The following is a 16297-nucleotide window of genomic DNA, read 5'->3' on the forward strand; positions in this document are numbered from 1 at the left end:
ATGCAAAATCAGAACTCAAATGAAGGGCCTAACAAGATAGGAAGGAGGCTGCGCTTAAATTCTGAAATATGCTAATTAACCAGCATCGAAATCTTATTTTTCAGTAATAACAAGGGATAACCCTTTACTGACCAGGCAAGTTAGCAGTTATAGCACGAGTCGGTTTTTTCTTACTTTCACTTTCTTAACCTGATACAGGAGGGCTTATGCAGCTCACCCCAAGAGAAGTTGAAAAACTCATGATCTACACGCTGTCTGATGTGGCGTTCAAACGCAAAGCGCGTGGCTTGAAACTCAATTATCCCGAAGCCGTTTCTATCATTACAGTGACAGCAATGGAAGGGGCCAGAGATGGCAAATCGGTAGAAGATGTTATGAAAGAAGCCAGCAAAGTTCTCACTAAAGATGATGTGATGGACGGGGTAGCTGATCTGATTCCGAATGTTCAGGTTGAGGCAATTTTTACTGACGGTAGCCGATTGGTCACGGTGCACGATCCTATTAAATAAATGATGGCAACATGCGAGTAAAACCTGAACTGAATATTGCAGAGGATTAAAGCATGAGCGCAAAGAAAAGCACTAAAAATAATGCAGAACAGAATACCCCTCTCGGTGGCTGCATTTTAGCCGATACACCGATTACCTTTAATGAAAATAAGCCGGTAACTAAAGTTAAAGTGCGTAATACCGGTGACCGACCCATTCAAGTGGGGTCGCATTTTCACTTCTTCGAAGTTAACCGTGCACTGGAGTTTGACCGTGCTGCGGCTTATGGCAAGAGACTCAATATCTCATCAACAACCGCAATTCGTTTTGAACCCGGTGATGAAACCGAAGTTCCACTGATCCCTTTCGGTGGCAAGCAGACACTGTATGGCTTTAACAACCTGGTGGATGGTTGGACTGGTGAGGGTGTGGTGCCTGATAGCGAACGCCCGGATAAGCTAGAAGCTATCCGTCGTGCGGCTGAACGTGGTTTCAAATCGTCTAAATGACACCTTTATAATATAGAAATTCACATACGTGTAATCAGCGATACCCCATAGATTTCAAGCTGTAGGGTGGCGGCAAACCAGAGAGTCACGATGAGTTTACACCGGTAAGTGATTCGGGTTAACAAGAGTTGCAACACACCTGCAATTTGCACGATGAAGGGTATAAACCGTTACACGTACCGGAAAAAGAAAGGAGCGACAGATGCCTCAAATTTCTCGGCAAGAATACGCGGGTCTATTTGGCCCAACGACTGGCGATAAAATCCGTTTGGGTGATACCAATCTGTTTATCGAAATCGAAAAAGACCTGCGTGGATATGGTGAAGAGTCCGTTTACGGTGGTGGCAAGTCATTGCGTGACGGGATGGGGGCGAATAACCATCTGACCCGCGATAATGGTGTGCTGGATTTAGTGATAACCAACGTCACCATTGTTGATGCCCGTTTAGGGGTAATTAAGGCTGACGTCGGTATTCGCGATGGCAAAATTGCCGGTATCGGTAAGAGTGGTAACCCCGGTGTGATGGATGGGGTGACGCCAGGCATGGTAGTCGGTGTTAGCACTGATGCCATTTCCGGTGAGCATTTGATCCTAACCGCCGCGGGTATTGATAGCCATATTCATTTGATCTCCCCACAGCAGGCGTATCATGCGCTGTCCAACGGTGTAGCGACTTTCTTTGGTGGTGGGATTGGCCCAACCGATGGTACCAACGGAACCACCGTGACACCGGGGCCATGGAATATTCGCCAGATGTTGCGCTCTATTGAAGGTCTGCCTGTCAACGTGGGTATTCTGGGTAAAGGCAACTCCTACGGGCGTGGCCCTTTGCTGGAACAAGCCATTGCCGGCGTGGTTGGCTATAAAGTTCATGAAGACTGGGGTGCGACCGCCAATGCCCTGCGCCATTCATTGCGCATGGCAGATGAGATGGATATTCAGGTTTCCGTGCATACCGACAGTTTGAACGAATGTGGCTATGTGGAAGATACCATTGATGCATTCGAAGGCCGCACTATTCACACCTTCCATACCGAAGGAGCGGGTGGGGGGCATGCCCCCGATATTATCCGCGTGGCTAGTCAACCTAACGTGTTGCCAAGCTCAACCAACCCAACTCTGCCATACGGTGTCAACAGTCAGGCTGAGCTATTCGACATGATCATGGTATGCCATAACCTCAATCCAAATGTGCCGGCTGACGTCTCGTTTGCTGAAAGCCGTGTGCGCCCGGAAACCATCGCGGCAGAAAACGTCCTGCACGATATGGGGGTCATCTCCATGTTCTCCAGCGACTCGCAAGCTATGGGGCGCGTCGGGGAAAACTGGCTACGTGTAATGCAAACCGCTAACGCGATGAAAGCATCACGCGGGAAATTACCAGAAGATGCGCCGAATAACGATAACTTCCGTGTACTACGCTATGTGGCAAAAATCACCATTAACCCCGCAATTGCACAGGGTGTCAGCCATGTTATTGGCTCAGTTGAAGTGGGCAAAATGGCTGACTTGGTACTGTGGGATCCGCGCTTCTTCGGGGCTAAACCTAAAATGGTTATCAAAGGCGGCATGATCAACTGGGCGGCGATGGGTGACCCGAACGCATCACTACCAACGCCACAACCGGTGTTCTATCGCCCAATGTTTGGTGCGATGGGCAAAACCTTGCAAGACACTTGCGTCACCTTTGTTTCCCAAGCCGCTCTCGACGATGGCGTGAAAGAGAAAGCGGGGCTGGATCGTCAAGTTATGGCGGTTAAAAACTGTCGTACCATTTCTAAACATGATCTGGTGCGTAATGACCAAACCCCTAATATTGAAGTGGATCCTGAAACCTTTGCGGTGAAAGTGGATGGCGTACATGCCACCTGTGAACCTATCGAAACAGCATCAATGAACCAGCGCTATTTCTTTGGTTAGCAAGGCGTTGGCTTAATGGGGGATACCCCGTTATTTCAGCCTTCAGCTTGCCCACAGTGAGTATCATTTAGCGCCAAGGAGGAGGCGCATTTGGATGAATAATACAGAAAGGGACTTCATTACTGTGGGCAACTGGTTTTTGCTAAAAAATACAGGCAAGGAGTCAACAACATGATTTTGATAGAGCACATTCTTGGCAATGTGAAAAAAGATCCGGTTTGGCAGGCGAAACTTAAAAATGCCACTGTTGATCTGTTGGTTTTGGACCAACGGGAAGCGCAAAAAAGCCGCTGCCGTAAATCTACCCTGCAAGGGCTGGATCTCGGTATTTCTCTCGACAGACATGTAGTACTTGCTGATGGTGATGTGCTGACATGGGATGAAGAAAGCAATGTAGCCGTAGTGGTGCAGATCCATCTGCGCGATGTGATGGTGATTGATTTGAGTGAACTGAAAAACCGTTCAGCGGATGAGTTGATTAAAACCTGCTTTGAACTGGGCCACGCATTGGGTAATCAGCATTGGAAGGCGGTGACTAAAAATAATGAGGTGTACGTACCGCTGACAGTTGCTACCACCATGATGGATTCGGTCATGCGAACCCACGGCTTCCAGCATTTACCTTTCCGTTTTGTTAAAGGGGCGGAGATTCTGCCGCTGCTGACCAACTCTGAAGCCCGGTTGCTGTTTGGTGGCGCTGAAGACACTGATACCCATGTTCATGTCGCCAGCCCTCTGGATGAACCCCATGGCTCTGGCTTACATATTCACAGTATTCACTCTCATGGTGATGGTCATAGCCATAGCCACGATCACGACCACAGTCATGGTGATCATGATAGCGACCATAAACACTGATTCAGGCAGGGAGGCACCGCAATGAATGCATCAGATCTGATTCGCATTATGCAATTTGGTGATTCCGTACTGCCGGTCGGGGCCTTTACGTTTTCCAATGGTGTGGAATCAGCGATTCAAACCGGCGTGGTTCATGATGTGCCCACATTAAAAGGCTTTGTCCTGACTGCGTTAAAGCAGGCGGCGAGCTGTGATGGTATGGGGGTTGTCGCGGCCCATCGTGCCGTGATGGCAGATGATCGTGATGGCATCATCCGTGCTGACTGGGCAGTGCATAACCGTAAGTTAAATGAAGAGAGCCGCTTGATGGCAACCCGGATGGGGAAAAAATTGGCGGAGATGTCTATCCATGTGGTGGAGCACCCGCTGATCAGTTGGTGGTTGGGGCAGATAAAAAGTGGCAATACCGCAGGCACTTATCCGGCGACTCAGGCGGTGGTTATGGCTGCACAAGGGATAAAGCAGCGGGAAGTGGTTGTTATGCATCAATACGGTGTGGCGATGACGATATTAAGTGCGGCTATGCGTTTGATGCGCGTGACCCATTTCGACACGCAGCGCATCTTGTTTGAGTTGAACCATGATATTGAAACGTTCTGTGATATTGCCGAAATAGGCGATATCGATCAGATGTCTTCTTATGTGCCAATTGTGGATGTATTGGCAGCGGTGCATGTGAAGGCACACGTTAGATTATTTAGTAATTAGCTGATTAATAAACAGTATTCTGAGTGCTTGGTTTTGTGTTAACCGAGTGAAGAGCTAAAGCCAGATCAAAATTAAGAGGATTACCCCGTGAATAGCCATTCAACCGATAAACGCAAAAAGATTACCCGCATTGGTATTGGTGGCCCGGTAGGTTCAGGTAAAACCGCCATCATTGAAGTGATCACCCCGATTCTGATTAAACGGGGCATTAAGCCACTGATTATTACCAATGACATTGTAACGACAGAAGATGCCAAGCAGGTGAAACGTACTCTGAAAGGCATTTTGGATGAAGAGAAGATCCTTGGGGTTGAAACCGGTGCCTGCCCGCATACTGCGGTGCGTGAAGACCCAAGCATGAATATTGCCGCAGTAGAAGAGATGGAAGAGCGTTTCCCTGACAGTGACCTGATTATGATTGAAAGTGGGGGGGACAACCTGACACTGACTTTCAGCCCGGCCCTGGCTGACTTCTATATCTATGTAATTGATGTGGCTGAAGGGGAAAAAATTCCGCGCAAAAATGGCCCCGGCCTGGTTCAGGCAGACATACTGGTCATCAATAAGATTGACCTCGCCCCCTACGTCGGTGCCAGTTTAGATGTAATGGAGAGTGATACCAAAGTGGTTCGTGGCACGCGCCCTTATATTCTGACTAACTGCAAAACCGGGCAGGGGATTGAAGAGCTGGTGGATATGATTATGCGTGATTTTCTGTTTACTCACGTACAGCCTGAAGGAGCAAATGCATGACATCGCAGAGCCAGAATATCGTGGAGACACCTTCACGGGTTCGCGCTCACGCACTAGGTGTTAACGCGCCGGAATTAGCGAAATATCAGGATGAACCGGCGCAGATGCGTAGCGGGGCCGTAGGGAAAAGTGGCTATCTCAAACTGAGATTTGCCAAACGTGAACATCGCAGTATTTTGGCCGAAATGGAAAGACGGGTGCCGTCGATGGTGCAAAAGGCGCTGTACTGGGATGAGGAAATGCCTGAGTTACCTTGTGTCACCATGATTTCTACCTCGGGGTGTATTTTACAAGGGGACAGGCTGGCCACTGATGTGATTGTGGAGGCTGGAGCTTGCGCCCATGTTACCACTCAGTCAGCAACCAAAGTTCATATGATGAATGCGAACTACGCCTCGCAGATACAGAATTTTACCGTGGAAGAGGGGGGATATCTGGAGTTTATGCCGGACCCGCTGATCCCACACCGTAATTCACGTTTTATTACTGATACCACTATTAATCTTCATCCGACGGCAACGGCAATTTATTCAGAAATACTGATGTCTGGGCGCAAGTATCATCATGCTGAAGAACGGTTCGGCTTTGATGTGTATTCGTCGAAAGTGGCGGCTCATGATTTATCTGGGAAAGAGTTGTTTGTTGAGAAATATGTTTTGGAACCGAAGTCAGAGAGCCTTGATGCTGTTGGTGTGATGCAAACATTTGATGCTTTCGGCAACGTGATTTTATTAACCCCGAAAGAGCATCATGACCGTATTTTGGCACGGGTGGCCGCCCGCTTTGATATTAAAGGCGGTATTGCCAGTGGGGCAACACGTTTACCCAATGACTGTGGTTTAGTGTTTAAAGCTCTGGGTATCGATAGCGGCGGAGTGAAGGCGGAGATTCGCCAGTTCTGGAAGATCGCTCGTGAGGAGATTCTCGGAATCACGCTGCCGGAACAGTTCTTGTGGCGCTAATACTCAGGTTGGGTAGCCCGGTATTGTAAATGCGAGGCCCAAGGATGGGCCGAGTAACGAGAGCAGCTAACACCGTTGCAGCTTCAAGCTAGAAGGGTATTACCCAAATTAATTGGAGTTGCAGCAAGGCAGCAAACGAATGAATCCCGATGAGCTTACATCAGTAAGTGATTCGGGTGCGTGAGAGCAGCTAACACCGCTGCAGCTTCAAGTAAGAAGGGTAAAGATAATGAATGCAAAAACAGACAACCAATCTGGCTGGACACAACTGGCCGCTTCGAATGTTTTTATTGAATTTATTGATACAACTCTGCGTGGCTGTGCTCAGGTAATGTTCCAGAATAACCCACTCACTGGATTATTCTTTTTTATCGCAATATTTGTCGGTGCCTATGGTGAAGGTAATCCGGCCGTCGCCTATGGCTGTGTTTTAGGTACGGCGGTTGCCACCCTTACCGGTTTAACCATGCGCGACCGTAAATCATGGCGTGCAGGGTTATATGGCTATAACGGGTGCCTGGTTGGCGCGGCTCTCCCGACATTTTTAATGGTTACTCCTGTGCTATGGGCTTGCATCGTGCTGGGCAGTATTGTGTCGGTAATCGCCACTGTGTGTATTGCCGATATTTTAAAAACCTGGAAAGTCGCTGCATTGACCGCACCTTTCGTGTTCACCACTTGGATCATTTTGCTGGCGAGTTACGCCTTTAGCGGTTTGCACAGTAACGGATTACCAGCACCGGCTTTGCCGCATCAATTAATATTAGAATCCAGTAGTCTCTTTGGTGGCGGTAATGCTTTTGTCAGCATGTTTAACGGTATTTCCCAGGTATTCCTATTTAGTAGTCTGGTTGGGGGGATTCTATTTGTTATCGGATTGGCGGTGGAATCCTTGTGGGCGGCTGTTTTTGCTGTTTTGGGGGCGATATTAGCTATCCTCACCGCTGCTTTCCTGAATGCTAATCCCCACGATATCAACGCTGGGCTTTATGCTTTCAGCGCTGTCTTGACCGCGATAGCACTGGGTTCGACCTTTAATAAACCCAGTTGGCGTGTTCTGGCTTACACCATTGTGGGGGTTATTTTTACCGTGTTGGTTCAAGGTGCGCTGAATACCTTATTGTTACCGATTGGTATTCCAACACTGACCATGCCGTTTGTTTTAGCTTCATGGCTGTTCTTGGTTCCGAATAAAGATGTGATGCCGGCACATCGACAATAGCTATTCTGCTCTGAACATTTTATCGCTGTACGGCTGAAAATAATCTGGAGTGCGAGCATGACGACAGTGACAGAAAAAAGAGTGGCATTTGGCAATCAGCAAACCAAACTTCGTGCTATCTACCTGCTTATTGGTTTGCTGGTAGTCAATGGATTGGCTTGGATTTGGGCATTTAGCGAATTTAATGATAATGCGATACTAATGGGGATGGCTTTTTTGGCATACAGTTTTGGCCTGCGACATGCGGTTGACGCGGATCATATTGCGGCTATTGATAATGTCACCCGCAAACTTATGCAACAAGGTAAAACACCGATTGCCGTCGGGACTTTTTTCTCGCTCGGCCATTCTACCATTGTGGTATTAGCCTCGCTGGCTATTGCCGCGACGGCTATGGCGTTTAAAGATGATATGGCGTGGTTTCATGAAACCGGTGGGTTGATTGGTACGCTGGTGTCATCGATATTCTTACTGCTATTCGCTTTTCTTAATCTAACCATTCTGATTTCTGTGTATAAAAAGTTCAAACAGGTCAAAGCAGGCCATGTCTATCAAGAAGAAGAGCTGGATCTCTTGGTTGTGAACAATGGTGGTTTGTTAGCCCGAATGTTCAGACGTGTATTTAATATGGTCAATAAAAGTTGGCACATGTATCCGGTGGGTTTCTTATTTGGTTTAGGTTTTGATACTGCGACAGAAGTGGGGGTTTTGGGGATTTCCGCCGCCAGTGCCACTCATGGCATGAATTTGTGGTCCATTATGGTATTCCCAATTTTATTTGCCGCCGGGATGGCATTGATCGACTCACTTGATAATTTTGTCATGATCGGGGCTTATGGTTGGGCCTTCTCTAAGCCAGTACGGAAATTGTACTACAACATCACTATCACGGCAGCTTCGGTTATTATTGCTTTCTTTATCGGCGGAATTGAGGCTCTGGGATTAATTGCAGATAAAATGAATCTAACCGGAGGGATCTGGACGCCGATTAATAATATTAGTGAAAATTTAGGCGAGATAGGTTACTGGATAATTGGAATGTTTATATTATGCTGGATAGTTTCGGCAGTAAATTATTATGTGCGCGGTTATGATAAATTAAGTATAAGTCGCTAGTGCTTTGAAAAATAGAAGACACTCATTAAACATTGTTAATTAATGAGTGTCTTATTTATTAGCACTATATATTGGCTACATGTTGTGTTTTTTTGCGAAACTCATGATATCTTTCTTGATTTCAGAAAGTTTACTTTCAGGTGCTTTTTTACACACTTCAACTACTTTAGGTGTCACGATAGTATCCGTTTCATGCAGATCAACATAATCACCTTTCTTATATTGAGTGTCATCATTTAATACCCAATAAACAACCGGAGTAAATGACTTAGGATTCAGATCGAGGAATTCTTTGCAGGTCATATCACTCGGGGTAGTGCCCGTTGCTTTAGCGGTTGTAGGTGTAGCTGCAAAGGTTGTCGCGGCAGCGGAAAGCAATAAACCAGTCAATGCAATATTACGAAGTGATTTGTAGGACATGCTTATTTCCTTATTTATTTGTCAAATATTATTTAATATTCACAAGGTTAAACCAAGGATGATATACATCAATCGGTTATGACATCTTAGTCGATATCGTCACCCTGAGTACGGCTGTATTATCGTGCATAATTAGCATTAATGCCAATAATCAAACTGATTAATTTCTTCGTTATTTAGTATGGGTAACTTTACATTGTGTAAAATGAACTTTATATCTAATAGTCATAATCTACTGCCTCGCAATAGTGAATGCTGCCACTGGGTTTTAATCTAATTTCACTCCCTGCTAATATTGGATAACTATAAATCAGGGCAAATAGCTCACTATTCATAAAACTTATCATTTGATTTTCATCAAAAATATTTTAAAATAACCATGAATTTTCCCGTTTTTTTATCTATACTTAATTCACCTATAACAATTTTAGTCACGCTATTGATGAAAATATTACAGGAAATTAAGTCTAAAGTTTCGATACCTTTTTGCCTTGCTATACTGGTGGCAATTAATGGGTATCTGGTCTTAAGCCCAGTACTTTTGCGGGCGATATCTCATTCAACCGACGCTATCAACAATTTCAATACTTGGAAGGAGGCATTAAGTTTTCTTGAATTATTTGAAATTCCGCGATTTATGATCGGCCTGGTACTGATATTGATGGCAATAGCACTGTCGATGGGAACCCGTATTGCATGGTTCTTCACTGTGTTGTTGCTGGTTACTATTGTGGCTATCAATCTCTTTATTCTGAAAGATCATAATACACTGACGACTTATTCCATTGTGATTATTGTTGCCTTGATTTTTTATTGGCGCGATTTTGATTACCATAGCCTTGGTAGTGGCACATTCTTTGCGGTCGTCAGTATTGCTTCATTGATCGTCTATAGCATGCTCGGTACACTCTATATGGGCGATGAGTTTGCTCCGGCCGTGACCGATTTACCTACAGCTTTCTATTTCGCGATCGTTTGCATGTCGACTGTGGGCTTTGGGGATATTATCCCCCATACCACGCTGGCGCGGATGTTTACTCTTACGGTGATTCTTTCCGGTATAACCGTCTTTGCTGCTTCAATTTCTTCCATTGCCGGGCCGATGATCAGTAATAATATCAAACGAATAGTTAAAGGCAGGATTTCTCACGTGGAACGTAAAAATCATTTTATTATTGTCGGTACCAACTCCTTGGCTGCGAATGTCTATAACGGTCTACGTGACCGGGGTGATGAGGTTACTGTCGTTATCGCTGCCGGTAGTCAACATGAATTTCCTTCCGATGCAGATATTATCGAGGGCGATCCATCAGCGGTTGCAACATTGCAATTGGCGGGAGCAGCTAAAGCAAAATATATTATCGCCTTATGTAACAGTGATGCTGATAATACCTTTACCATTTTAGCCGCTAAAGAAATCGCAGGTGAGTCGACTAAAACGCTGGCATTGGTAAATGAAAGTCAGAATATGAAAAAAGTTAAACGGGTCAACCCCGATATGGTGTTCTCATTGCCCCTGCTCGGCAGCGAACTATTGGTTAGAACCCTGAATGGCGATCCCATCAATAACGATCTTATTACAGACATGTTCTTTGGTCACTGTCAGAAGTTAGATTGATCTGATGAGCTTAATCTACAGTAGTAGATAAAAACACCCTCACACTGAGGGTGTTTTATTTTTAGCCGTTAACGGATATTTATTCAGCCGTTGCTGGTGGGTCTTTCGGTTTTTCTTTAGGGCCAATCATCAAACCTAATTCAACAGCGATAAAGCCTACGATGAGGCTGGCGACCAAATAACAGATTGAGACTAAAATCCCGCCAGGGTTTTTCATCATTTCTACCGCACCAAAGACAAAACTGGAAAAAGTTGAAAGGCCACCCATGATCCCGGTAGCGACCATCAAATGCACATATTGATTAATTTTATCTTTTTTAAAGAAAGAGGTAGTTAGCCCTAATAAAAATGCTGCGATAATGTTGGCGACAAAAATATCCATTGGGAAACCGTCGGCCAGTCGCGGCACTGCTAGCATAATAAACTCGCGACACATGGCACCAAAAGCGCCACCAACAAAGACTAAAATAATAAGATTTGGCATAGTATCCCTCTCCGCTTAATAAGCCAACCAGGCACCCAATGCCGCTGCCGCCAGACCAACTAATACCGAAATCATCAGATATCCGGCAGCAATCGCCCTGCCACCGGCGGTGGCCAGTTTTGCTGCATCTAATTGCATGCTGCTGAAGGTGGTATAACCGCCAAGAATACCGGTGAGTACCGCAGCATTGATCAAATCACCGTAGCGATCACGCCAGTCAACACTAAAGAGAATACTCAGATATCCAATAACAAATGCACCAGAAATATTAATCAGAAAAGTACCAAGAGGAAAATTACCTTGGTATATTTTGCCGACCCTCAGCCCTATCCACCACCGTAAAAGTGAGCCGAGACCGCCACCAAATCCAACCCACATTACATCGATTGCAGTCATAACAATGCCCTCAATAATAATTTTTCAGAGTAAGGGTAATTGTAGTGCAAATAAATGACGGGATCTTTCGAATATGACGAATTATCAGCCTTAAGTATTATGCTTTATTCGAGTTTAATCAGAGGGGAAAATATAAATAAGCGGGTAATTAGCGAAGAAGATAATCGGGATGGAATATGGTTTGTCACATGGATTATTCCGTAATGAAACTATATTTCTATTGCTGCCAATGATAGAACTTTATACCGATTGCGTGGGGGGTATCACTTGCGGGGACAAAGGATAGCGTTAAAATAGAAATGCCGTTTCAAAATCAGATAAGTAGAGACAGGAGCTATCATGCCCTACCAAGCAGATCCTTCCCGATATAACCAAATGCAATATCGTTTTTGTGGAAAAAGTGGCTTGCAGCTTCCGGCGTTATCGCTTGGGCTGTGGCATAACTTTAGCTTTAACAATACATTAGAGTCACAGCGTACATTATTACGCAAAGCTTTTGACCTAGGGATTACTCATTTCGATTTGGCCAACAACTATGGCCCACCTCCTGGCTCAGCCGAGCAAAATTTTGGTAAATTGCTGCACGACGATTTTAAGCCTTACCGTGATGAGCTGATAATCTCGACCAAAGCAGGTTATAACATGTGGCCTGGCCCGTATGGTGCGGGCAGTTCGCGCAAATATCTGCTTGCCAGCCTGGATCAAAGCTTACAGCGTATGGGGCTGGACTATGTTGATATCTTCTATTCGCACCGTGTAGATGAAAATACGCCAATGGAAGAAACCGCCTCGGCACTGGCTCAGGCGGTACAAAGTGGCAAGGCACTGTATGTGGGGATTTCATCATATTCTTCTGAACGCACCGCCAAAATGGTTGAGCTATTGCAGCAATGGAAGGTTCCACTGCTTATTCATCAGCCCTCCTACAATATTTTGAATCGTTGGGTTGAGCAGACTCATTTATTAGATACATTGGAGCAACAGGGGGTAGGTTGTATTGCCTTTACCCCGTTGGCTCAAGGGTTGTTAACGGGGAAATACCTTAATGGCATTCCCGATGATTCTCGAATGAAAAAAGAAGCTGGCGGTTCGCTGAAGGAGAATATGCTATCAGCCGCTAATCTGCGCAGTATCAAGGCACTGAATGCGTTAGCTCAACAACGTGGGCAATCATTGGCACAAATGGCATTGAGCTGGTTATTGAAAGATAATCGTGTGACCTCGGTATTGATCGGTGCCAGTCGCCCAGAGCAGTTGGAGGAAAACTGTGCAGCCTTGGCTAACCTGAGTTTTAGTGCTGAAGAGTTACGGGCGATTGATCAGCATGTGGTCGATGGGCAGCTTAATTTATGGCAGGCTTCTTCGGACCGTTAGCCCGTGATAACACGATAAGCCGGAGATGTTCTCCGGCTTTTTTATGGGCAAACCCCTTATTCGGATGATGAGCCCGCCGCCAACCCGACCTTCAGTAGCTTACCGTCACTCTCATCTGTTAGCAGATAGACATAACCATCTGGCCCGACCCGGACATCGCGGATACGCTCACCGCGATCACCCAGTAGACGCTCCTCTGCAATCACTTTGTCGCCATCCAACTGCAAGCGAATCAACTCCTTCTGAGCCAATGCGCCAATAAATAGTGAATGTTGCCACATGGGGAAGCGGGCTGCGTCATAGAAAGCCATGCCACTGATACCGGGTGATTTCTCCCAGTAATATGCCGGTTGCTCGGTGCCCTCAACATGGGTACCTTTCGCTTCTGGAATGGCTAAACCTGAATAGTTAACACCATGAGTGGCTAATGGCCAGCCGTAGTTTTTCCCGGCCTGTGGGATATTGATTTCATCGCCGCCTTTAGGACCATGCTCATTAGCCCACATCACTTCAGTCCATGGGTTAAGCGCCAGACCCTGTGGATTGCGATGACCATAGGACCAGATCTCCGGCTTTGCCGGAGGCTTATTGGTAAACGGATTATCTTTCGGCACCTTACCATCAAGTGCCAGACGCACAATTTTACCTTGATGTAAGCTCAAGTCTTGAGCCGTGGGGCGCTGATTATTCTCGCCCAGAGTAATAAAGAGATGGCCTTGCTTATCAAAAGCTAATTTACCGCCAAAATGGTTACCGGTAGATAATTTAGGTTGTTGGCGGAAGAATACTTTAAAGTTTTCAATGGTTGTCCCCTGGGGATCAAGACGACCATAACCCACAGCGGTGCCCGCTTTCCCCTCGTCCCCCGCTTCAGCAAAACTTAGATATACGCGGCGATCCTGAGGAAATGTTGGTGATAACGCCACCTCCAATAGGCCACCTTGCCCCTTGGCATAGACGTCTGGCACACCTTTTAAAGGCGGTGATAGTGGTTTCCCTGCTTGCCACAAACGCAACTGCCCAGAGCGCTCCGTGATTAAAATCCCCCCATTATCAGGCAGAAATGCCAGTGACCATGGATGATCCAACCCACCTTGTAATTCTGTTACGGTCACTACCGGGGCGGCCAAGGCGGACATCGAAACAAATACGCTAAATAACAAGCCGCTCAAGCTATAGCTCAGTGTTCTATTTCTGAATATCGTCATTAGTCGCTCCTTTAAAATGCAAACACCTGTTAACTTTAGAGTATTAAGGGAAAATCAGCGACTCATTGCTATTGTCAGCGTTATGCGGAGGACAGCATTCAGATTTCGTTCCACAAAAAAAGCTCACAAGCTGAGCAAATGGAAAAGTGGCAAAGGTTAAGTTCAAACAATTCTGCAAACCGATAAGGTGCCCTAATTAATGCTGCTGCCAGCCACTAGCGCCTATTGCTAGTGAAAAATATCCGTCACTAATATGTGAATAATAATTAACTAAATGATATGTAAGTATATTAAACTTAATTCGCCAAGAAAAAGAATCATCATTTTGCGATAAACATCACATTGCATTTGCTTAGAAATGTGAAGGGCATCAATATGAAAAGTCAACCAGAGACGATTATGTGAGTACTTGAATTACTGTCTTAACTGTTAACGCCATATACTGCCGACAACCAGAAACAATGGGGCTGGGCAAGGGGCACGATAAAGTACAGATAAAGGGAATTCACCATTGCACTGGCATATAGTTAACGTGTGTCTTTTGAACATCAAAAGGTGTTGGGTATGGAAAAGAAAAAAATTTATCTATTTTGCTCAGCCGGTATGTCTACCTCACTACTGGTTTCGAAAATGAAAGTGCAAGCAGAGAAGTATGACGTACCCGTGATTATCAATGCTTACCCTGAGGCACTGGCGGCAGAACATGGCGCTCAAGCGGATGTTATTTTGTTAGGGCCGCAAATCGCTTACATGTTGCCTGAAGTGGCAAAAATGTTCCCCAATAAGCCAGTTGAAGTGATCGACGCGCTCCTATACGGCAAAGTCGACGGACTGGGGGTATTAAAAGCTGCCGTAGCCGCAATAAAAAAAGCAAAACAATAAGGGGTGCACTGTGAGCGCATTTATTAATTCTCTGGAAAAGGTCATCTTGCCTTTTGCTATTAAAATAGGCAGACAGCAACATATTAATGCTATCAAGAATGGGTTTATTCGGCTGATGCCGTTAACCCTGACGGGTGCCATGTTCGTACTGATTAACAATGTTTTCTTAAGTTTTGGTGACGGGTCATTCTTTTTCTCGATGGGTGTAAGGTTAGATGCCGATACCATCACTACACTTAATGGTTTTAAAGCGATAGGCGGTAACGTTTATAACGGTACCCTCGGCATTATGTCGCTAATGACGCCATTCTTTATCAGCATGGCGTTGGCTGAAGAGAAGAGAGTCGATCCTCTGGCAGCAGCCCTGCTGGCTATTGCTGCTTTTATGACCGTGACGCCATACAGTGTTGGCGAAGCCTATGCCGTCGGTGCTAATTGGCTAGGTGGTGCTAATATCATCTCCGGTATCATCATCGGTTTGGTGGTGGCAGAGCTATTTACCTTTATTGTGCGGCGTAACTGGGTTATCCGTCTGCCAGACAGTGTGCCGACGTCAGTTTCCCGTTCTTTCTCGGCATTGATTCCTGGGTTTATCATTCTTTCCATCATGGGCGTGATTGCTTATGCCCTTGGATTGCATGGCACCAACTTCCACCAGATCATTATGGATACCATATCAGCGCCGTTGTCGAAGATGGGCAGTGTCGTGGGGTGGGTATATGTCATGTGTTCCTCGCTGTTGTGGTTCTTCGGGATACACGGTGCGATGGCTTTATCTGCACTGGAAAGTGGCATTATGATGCCATTTGCATTGGAGAACGTTGCAACCTATACCCAGTATGGTTCTGTTGCTGCGGCACTGGCTGCCGGTAAAGAATTCCATATGTGGGCTAAGCCGTTTGTTGACTCTTATATTTTCCTGGGGGGCACCGGCGCAACACTTGGACTGGTTATTGCCATCTTTATTGCTTCCCGCCGTGAGGATTATCGTCAGGTAGCAAAATTGGGCGCACCGGCGAGTATTTTCCAGATAAACGAACCAATCCTATTTGGTTTGCCGGTCATAATGAACCCGTTGTTCTTTATTCCGTTCATCTTGGTTCAACCGGTGTTAGCCATCATCACTTCAGTGGCGTATTACACCGGCCTTATTCCGCCAATCACCAATATTGCGCCATGGACCATGCCGGTCGGCTTAGGTGCCTTCTTCAATACCAACGGCAGCATTGCCGCAATGTTATTAAGCTTGTTCAACTTAGGCATCGCCACACTGATGTATCTGCCATTCGTGATAATTGCCAATAAGGCGCAGAACGAAATTGATCGTCAGGTTGAAAGTGAAGAAGAGATTGCTGATAGCTTGAAATTCTAAGCGTTA

17 protein-coding genes are annotated in these 16297 nt (G+C 45.9%); 13 read left to right on the forward strand and 4 right to left on the reverse strand.

What is annotated here, in order from left to right; genetic code table 11:
* Window positions 1-206: 206 nt before the first annotated feature.
* The 9 genes from EL015_RS05130 to EL015_RS05170 all read left to right on the forward strand — a co-directional run bounded on the left by EL015_RS05130 (window position 207) and on the right by EL015_RS05170 (window position 8537).
* The gene (locus tag EL015_RS05130; protein ID WP_002215288.1) at window positions 207-509 is read left to right on the forward strand and encodes an urease subunit gamma; all 303 of its coding nucleotides are present in this window, start codon (window positions 207-209) and stop codon (window positions 507-509) included.
* Window positions 510-562: 53 nt separating this feature from the next.
* Window positions 563-997 carry an urease subunit beta gene (locus EL015_RS05135; RefSeq protein WP_005188835.1) on the forward strand — a complete coding sequence of 145 codons (435 nt, stop codon included), beginning with the start codon at window positions 563-565 and terminating at the stop codon, window positions 995-997.
* 202 nt (window positions 998-1199) lie between these two features.
* On the forward strand, window positions 1200-2918 hold the full coding sequence (locus EL015_RS05140; RefSeq protein WP_005188833.1) for an urease subunit alpha: 1719 nt from the start codon (window positions 1200-1202) through the stop codon (window positions 2916-2918).
* Window positions 2919-3089: 171 nt separating this feature from the next.
* Window positions 3090-3776, forward strand: a complete 687-nt coding sequence (gene ureE / locus EL015_RS05145; RefSeq protein WP_005188831.1) for an urease accessory protein UreE — start codon at window positions 3090-3092, stop codon at window positions 3774-3776.
* Window positions 3777-3797: 21 nt separating this feature from the next.
* Window positions 3798-4484, forward strand: a complete 687-nt coding sequence (locus tag EL015_RS05150) for an urease accessory protein UreF (protein ID WP_005188829.1) — start codon at window positions 3798-3800, stop codon at window positions 4482-4484.
* Window positions 4485-4571: 87 nt separating this feature from the next.
* Window positions 4572-5237: an urease accessory protein UreG gene (gene ureG, locus EL015_RS05155; protein WP_005188826.1), complete on the forward strand. Its 666-nt coding sequence runs from the start codon at window positions 4572-4574 to the stop codon at window positions 5235-5237.
* Window positions 5234-6199, forward strand: a complete 966-nt coding sequence (locus EL015_RS05160) for an urease accessory protein UreD (RefSeq protein WP_032907018.1) — start codon at window positions 5234-5236, stop codon at window positions 6197-6199. The genes ureG and EL015_RS05160 overlap by 4 nt, the downstream gene beginning before the upstream one ends.
* A 229-nt stretch (window positions 6200-6428) precedes the next feature.
* On the forward strand, window positions 6429-7421 hold the full coding sequence (yut, locus tag EL015_RS05165) for an urea transporter (protein ID WP_005188821.1): 993 nt from the start codon (window positions 6429-6431) through the stop codon (window positions 7419-7421).
* 57 nt (window positions 7422-7478) lie between these two features.
* Entirely contained in the window at window positions 7479-8537 is a 1059-nt protein-coding gene (locus EL015_RS05170) for a HoxN/HupN/NixA family nickel/cobalt transporter (RefSeq protein WP_005188818.1), read from the forward strand.
* A gap of 75 nt (window positions 8538-8612) precedes the next feature.
* Here the strand turns inward: EL015_RS05170 and hdeB are convergent, their stop codons facing one another.
* Window positions 8613-8957, reverse strand: coding sequence for an acid-activated periplasmic chaperone HdeB (gene hdeB / locus EL015_RS05175; protein WP_005188814.1), 345 nt, complete (start codon window positions 8955-8957; stop codon window positions 8613-8615).
* Window positions 8958-9399: 442 nt separating this feature from the next.
* On the opposite strand from hdeB, the gene kch reads away from it, so the two are divergent.
* Window positions 9400-10575, forward strand: a complete 1176-nt coding sequence (gene kch, locus EL015_RS05180) for a voltage-gated potassium channel protein (RefSeq protein WP_005188807.1) — start codon at window positions 9400-9402, stop codon at window positions 10573-10575.
* A 79-nt stretch (window positions 10576-10654) separates the two neighbouring features.
* Here the strand turns inward: kch and crcB are convergent, their stop codons facing one another.
* Both crcB and EL015_RS05190 read right to left on the reverse strand, forming a co-directional pair.
* Window positions 10655-11059: a fluoride efflux transporter CrcB gene (gene crcB / locus EL015_RS05185; protein ID WP_005188803.1), complete on the reverse strand. Its 405-nt coding sequence runs from the start codon at window positions 11057-11059 to the stop codon at window positions 10655-10657.
* 15 nt (window positions 11060-11074) lie between these two features.
* Window positions 11075-11455, reverse strand: coding sequence for a fluoride efflux transporter FluC (locus tag EL015_RS05190; RefSeq protein ID WP_032907016.1), 381 nt, complete (start codon window positions 11453-11455; stop codon window positions 11075-11077).
* A gap of 339 nt (window positions 11456-11794) precedes the next feature.
* On the opposite strand from EL015_RS05190, the gene mgrA reads away from it, so the two are divergent.
* On the forward strand, window positions 11795-12829 hold the full coding sequence (gene mgrA, locus EL015_RS05195) for an L-glyceraldehyde 3-phosphate reductase (protein WP_032907015.1): 1035 nt from the start codon (window positions 11795-11797) through the stop codon (window positions 12827-12829).
* A 56-nt stretch (window positions 12830-12885) separates the two neighbouring features.
* Here mgrA and EL015_RS05200 read toward each other — a convergent pair whose 3' ends face one another.
* Window positions 12886-14037, reverse strand: coding sequence for a PQQ-dependent sugar dehydrogenase (locus EL015_RS05200; protein ID WP_005188792.1), 1152 nt, complete (start codon window positions 14035-14037; stop codon window positions 12886-12888).
* Between the two features lie 564 nt (window positions 14038-14601).
* Here EL015_RS05200 and EL015_RS05205 point away from each other — a divergent pair.
* On the forward strand, window positions 14602-14919 hold the full coding sequence (locus tag EL015_RS05205) for a PTS sugar transporter subunit IIB (RefSeq protein ID WP_032907013.1): 318 nt from the start codon (window positions 14602-14604) through the stop codon (window positions 14917-14919).
* A 10-nt stretch (window positions 14920-14929) separates the two neighbouring features.
* Entirely contained in the window at window positions 14930-16291 is a 1362-nt protein-coding gene (gene chbC, locus EL015_RS05210) for a PTS N,N'-diacetylchitobiose transporter subunit IIC (protein ID WP_005188787.1), read from the forward strand.
* Window positions 16292-16297: the final 6 nt, after the last annotated feature.

The organism is Yersinia intermedia (genome assembly GCF_900635455.1).
GTDB lineage: Bacteria > Pseudomonadota > Gammaproteobacteria > Enterobacterales > Enterobacteriaceae > Yersinia > Yersinia intermedia.

Excerpts from the sequence above, each read along its gene's own strand:
- EL015_RS05130 (WP_002215288.1), top strand. The coding sequence starts at position 207 with ATGCAGCTCACCCCAAGAGAAGTTGAAAAACTCATGATCTACACGCTG.
- EL015_RS05135 (WP_005188835.1), top strand. The coding sequence starts at position 563 with ATGAGCGCAAAGAAAAGCACTAAAAATAATGCAGAACAGAATACCCCT.
- EL015_RS05140 (WP_005188833.1), top strand. The coding sequence starts at position 1,200 with ATGCCTCAAATTTCTCGGCAAGAATACGCGGGTCTATTTGGCCCAACG.
- ureE (WP_005188831.1), top strand. The coding sequence starts at position 3,090 with ATGATTTTGATAGAGCACATTCTTGGCAATGTGAAAAAAGATCCGGTT.
- EL015_RS05150 (WP_005188829.1), top strand. The coding sequence starts at position 3,798 with ATGAATGCATCAGATCTGATTCGCATTATGCAATTTGGTGATTCCGTA.
- EL015_RS05160 (WP_032907018.1), top strand. The coding sequence starts at position 5,234 with ATGACATCGCAGAGCCAGAATATCGTGGAGACACCTTCACGGGTTCGC.
- yut (WP_005188821.1), top strand. The coding sequence starts at position 6,429 with ATGAATGCAAAAACAGACAACCAATCTGGCTGGACACAACTGGCCGCT.
- EL015_RS05170 (WP_005188818.1), top strand. The coding sequence starts at position 7,479 with ATGACGACAGTGACAGAAAAAAGAGTGGCATTTGGCAATCAGCAAACC.
- hdeB (WP_005188814.1), bottom strand. The coding sequence starts at position 8,957 with ATGTCCTACAAATCACTTCGTAATATTGCATTGACTGGTTTATTGCTT.
- kch (WP_005188807.1), top strand. The coding sequence starts at position 9,400 with ATGAAAATATTACAGGAAATTAAGTCTAAAGTTTCGATACCTTTTTGC.
- crcB (WP_005188803.1), bottom strand. The coding sequence starts at position 11,059 with ATGCCAAATCTTATTATTTTAGTCTTTGTTGGTGGCGCTTTTGGTGCC.
- EL015_RS05190 (WP_032907016.1), bottom strand. The coding sequence starts at position 11,455 with ATGACTGCAATCGATGTAATGTGGGTTGGATTTGGTGGCGGTCTCGGC.
- mgrA (WP_032907015.1), top strand. The coding sequence starts at position 11,795 with ATGCCCTACCAAGCAGATCCTTCCCGATATAACCAAATGCAATATCGT.
- EL015_RS05200 (WP_005188792.1), bottom strand. The coding sequence starts at position 14,037 with ATGACGATATTCAGAAATAGAACACTGAGCTATAGCTTGAGCGGCTTG.
- EL015_RS05205 (WP_032907013.1), top strand. The coding sequence starts at position 14,602 with ATGGAAAAGAAAAAAATTTATCTATTTTGCTCAGCCGGTATGTCTACC.